Source organism: Verrucomicrobiia bacterium, assembly GCA_035460805.1.
GTDB lineage: Bacteria > Patescibacteriota > UBA1384 > CAILIB01 > CAILIB01 > DATHWI01.
In genome coordinates, this window is the sequence record DATHWI010000149.1 from 1 (window position 1) to 3589 (window position 3589).

The 3589-nt window shown below is 55.0% G+C and carries 5 protein-coding genes; 3 read left to right on the forward strand and 2 right to left on the reverse strand.

The features are described from left to right. A partial coding sequence (locus VLA04_06070; GenBank protein ID HSI21223.1) for a hypothetical protein occupies positions 1-844 on the forward strand: 844 nt, incomplete at its 5' end. A 71-nt stretch (positions 845-915) separates the two neighbouring features. Beyond that, positions 916-1119 carry a hypothetical protein gene (locus tag VLA04_06075; GenBank protein ID HSI21224.1) on the forward strand — a complete coding sequence of 68 codons (204 nt, stop codon included), beginning with the start codon at positions 916-918 and terminating at the stop codon, positions 1117-1119. A gap of 200 nt (positions 1120-1319) precedes the next feature. Here the strand turns inward: VLA04_06075 and VLA04_06080 are convergent, their stop codons facing one another. Together VLA04_06080 and VLA04_06085 are read right to left on the reverse strand one after the other, a co-directional pair. Beyond that, positions 1320-1601: a hypothetical protein gene (locus VLA04_06080; protein ID HSI21225.1), complete on the reverse strand. Its 282-nt coding sequence runs from the start codon at positions 1599-1601 to the stop codon at positions 1320-1322. A gap of 59 nt (positions 1602-1660) precedes the next feature. Then, positions 1661-2050, reverse strand: a complete 390-nt coding sequence (locus tag VLA04_06085; protein ID HSI21226.1) for a hypothetical protein — start codon at positions 2048-2050, stop codon at positions 1661-1663. A 348-nt stretch (positions 2051-2398) separates the two neighbouring features. Between VLA04_06085 and VLA04_06090 the strand changes: the two genes are divergently transcribed. Continuing rightward, the coding region (locus VLA04_06090; protein HSI21227.1) for a PQQ-dependent sugar dehydrogenase at positions 2399-3589 on the forward strand (1191 nt) is incomplete at its 3' end.

Consider the following 3589-nt stretch of genomic DNA (forward strand, 5'->3'; position numbering starts at 1 on the left):
TACTGTGGACGGTCTGCTGGCGGGCAGTGGCCCAGAGACTCTCCGCATCGCAGCGCTTGAAGTTGTACTCCTTCGGGACCGGAATCTCGCAGTGGCTGAGTCCAAAAAGCTCCTCCAAAAAGGTACCACCTTTGAGAAGCAGAAGGCTCTGGCAATGCTGGCAAAGGTGAAGATGGAAGCAGGGGATGAAGCCCTTGTGGAGCAGTGGGATGCGGCTTGGAAAAGTTCCGGGTCCGGCAAGAACAGCAAAAAGTTCCCTCCGGCCTTGTTGCTTGACCTTGTCGAGGCTGCCCAAAGTCGCAAAGATGCCGCCCCCGCTCTTCAGGAGCGGCTTGACGAACGTGAAAAGGAACTCCAGCCCAAGGCGGGAACTCCCGCCGCGTATGAGGAATGCCTGGAAGGTGGCAGTGCCAAAGCAGGGCGCGAAATCGCCCTCCAAAACCTCACTGCCAATTGCACGGCCTGCCACAAGTTTGAGAGCAAGGACGGTAGCAACGTTGGCCCTGCCCTCAACTTGATCGGCAAGCAGAAGGACCGTCCCTATCTGTTGGAAGCCCTCGTCGCTCCTGCTGCCACCATTGCCCCCGGCTACGGTGTGATGACGGTCACTCTGAAAGATGGCAAGGTGCTCACGGGCAACTTGGTCGCCTCCACCAGCAAGGTTCTTCAGGTCCGTCTGGCCGACGGGGCCTTGGAAAAGATCGATACGGAACTCATCGCTTCCAAAACGGATCCCATCACGACCATGCCTCCCATGTCAGCCCTGCTCACCAAGCGTCAGATCAGAGATTTGGTGGCCTACCTTTCAGGGCTCCAGGGCTCTACGAAGAAACCAGCCAAGTGACATCCCTGACAAGTGCAACTCTCGTGCACCTCAGTATTTACATCTCCGGGCCGTCGTTGTATTTCATGCGCATGAATTCCCGCTTTCTCCTTCTTTTCCTGGCTTTCGCATTCGCATGCAGCGTTCCTGCCTGCAAATCTGTGGATGACTCGGAGTATTACTACAAGCTCAAGAACAAGAATGAGCGATACAAGGACAAATCAAGCCGTCGTAAGGCCCGCATCCAAGCCCGCCAGGAGCGCACGGACATGTGGTTTGACAGCATCATGAACTGAGGGGTGCGGGAAAGGTCCCAGTCTTAGGGGGTAATCATCGACAGTGACAATCCCAAGGCGTGGTGTACCACTGTCACAGGCTGCTTGTGTCAGCCCATTTCCAGCCGTTTTCTCTGAAACGGCCTGAGAAGGTCAGCTCCGAGCAACGCAATCCGTATTCCAATCTCCCAAGACCCATCCAAGATCAAGCTGTTGACTCCTTACAGCTGGCGGTCAGAAAACTGCGATTGCGTTGCTCGAGCTGAAATTTTTGTGACCCCTTGATGGGCAACGGAAAGTCCGCTCACCGGGGATGCTGCCAGCCCTTGCGGGACTGGCGCATGACAAAGTAAAAGGAAAGACAATTTCCAGGAACTCTCGTGTCCCCGAGCTGCCAGACGCTCCACCGCCTTTGCGGAAGAGAGCGTTTGCATCATGGGGAAGAGGTAATTCACGGCGCTTTGGATTGTTGTCCCTTTAAAATCTAATGCATCGTAGTGCATTAGCGGGATTAATGATATGGGACTTTAGTCCCATATTTAGCCGTTACGGGAGAATTTATTTAGCAGGAATGCCCGGTGAGAAGCTCTGAGCGCTGGTGTTCCACCACTTTCAGCAAAGCCTCTCCATACCAGCAGCAGTCCGGTGACTCGACTGCCTTTTGCATGTCCACCCACTCCGGAAAGGCATCAAAGATTGCTTCCACGGCAGCGTCGTCAACATCCAACGAGGAAAGCCACCGTGTATGGGCTGCGAATGCTGCCAATGGATCTCCATCAAGGCATGCTTGACGCAGTTCTTCAAAACTGATCTCCTCAAAGCTTCGGGAGGGCGATTTCCATGTCGTCATGGGCAGGGTGCCCACCATGATGACGGCCAGGAAAGTGTGACTTTCCACACCTGATCGCGTGCTTGCGGCCAACGCTGCCAAACCAATGGCGACGCCTAGCATGCAAGTCCTGTGCTCGAATTTGACTTTCACCGCCGACAATATGGCGGGTGGAGTGTCACTAATGCTATTGGACTTTGGTCCAATAAAACGAGTGCCAGTTTCGGGGGTGAAGAACCTGGATTTCTTCACGGCCTGCTCCAGTTTTGAAACGAATCCCTCCGAAGTCCTTCTGCCACAACGCTCATCTCTTTTCCCGGTCTCTACAGCGAGACCGTGGTGCATCGGCTGCTGTAGCTTGGGAATTTCAGGTGTGGTCCCTTAATCCCCCCAACATTTATGAGAGGCCTTTCCGCGCTTTGCTGCGCCTCGTTTCTTCTGCTTGCCTGCGCCTCAGCTTGGGCAGCACCTGTGGCGGTGTCGGACAGCGTCACCATGCATTCCGGTGGCAAAGCGCGAATTGCGGTGCTTGCCAATGATACAGGACTCGGGACCGGCCAAACCATTGCCGTCATTCAGGCACCCGCATTCGGCTCGGCAGTTCCAGTGACCGGCGGGAGAGTCCTCTACTCTCAAACCACAGGCGTTCCCACTTCGGACTCCTTTACCTACAGGGTGACAGATTCGGGTGGCACCTCCAATACGGCCACTGTCAGCATTGCATTTTCCAGCAATCTCCGCATTCCCACCGCGGCATTCTCCATGCCCGCGGCTCCGCCTGCACAGGCAGTGGAACTGGTTGAATTGTTGTCAGGTTTGAATTCTCCTGTGGCTATCGCGAGTCCTCCGGGTGATACGCAGAGAGTCTTTGTTTGCCAGAAGGGAGGGCTGCTTCGTCTGGTACCCAACATCGCTACTCCTTCGCTGGCAGCTTCTCCATTCCTAGATTTACCGACTTTGCTGTCTACGAGAGGAAATGGCGTTCCTTCCAAGGCCGAGTCCATGAGCACGACGAGCGAGCAGGGGTTGCTGAGTGTTGCCTTTCATCCGTCCTACGCCACCAACCGGCAGTTCTATATCTTTTACTCGGTAAAGGTGGGCAGCACGATTTATGAGCGGGTCTCGATGTTCCTAAGGAGTGCCGCAGATCCTAATTTGGCCGATCCCAACAGCGAGAAAGTCCTGATTCAGCAAGTGGACACGGCGGACAACCACAACGGGGGAGACATGCACTTTGGGCCTGACGGCTACCTCTATATTTCATTTGGCGATGAAGGCGCGCAAAACGACTCTAAAAACAACAGCCAGACGATCACCAAAAATTTCTTTTCCGCCATCGCCCGGATTGATGTGGACAAGAAGCCTGGCAGTTTGGTTCTCAACCCTCATGCAGCCATCCCTACGGACCCTACGGATGGAGGAGTTGCCCGCTATGCCATCCCTGCCGACAATCCATACGTGGGGGCCACGTCATTCATCGGCACTGCGGTAAATCCCGCGAGTGTCCGTACTGAATTCTGGGCGGTGGGCTTTCGCAACCCTTGGCGCTTCTCGTTTGATTCTCTCACAGGCGAATTGTGGGTGGGGGATGTTGGACAAGGAACGTATGAGGAGATCAACGTCGTTGTTAAAGGCGGCAACTACGGCTGGGCCTTCCGCGAG

Coding starts and splice junctions, on each gene's coding strand:
- VLA04_06075 (HSI21224.1), top strand. CDS start 916: ATGAATTCCCGCTTTCTCCTTCTTTTCCTGGCTTTCGCATTCGCATGC.
- VLA04_06080 (HSI21225.1), bottom strand. CDS start 1,601: ATGCACTACGATGCATTAGATTTTAAAGGGACAACAATCCAAAGCGCC.
- VLA04_06085 (HSI21226.1), bottom strand. CDS start 2,050: ATGCTAGGCGTCGCCATTGGTTTGGCAGCGTTGGCCGCAAGCACGCGA.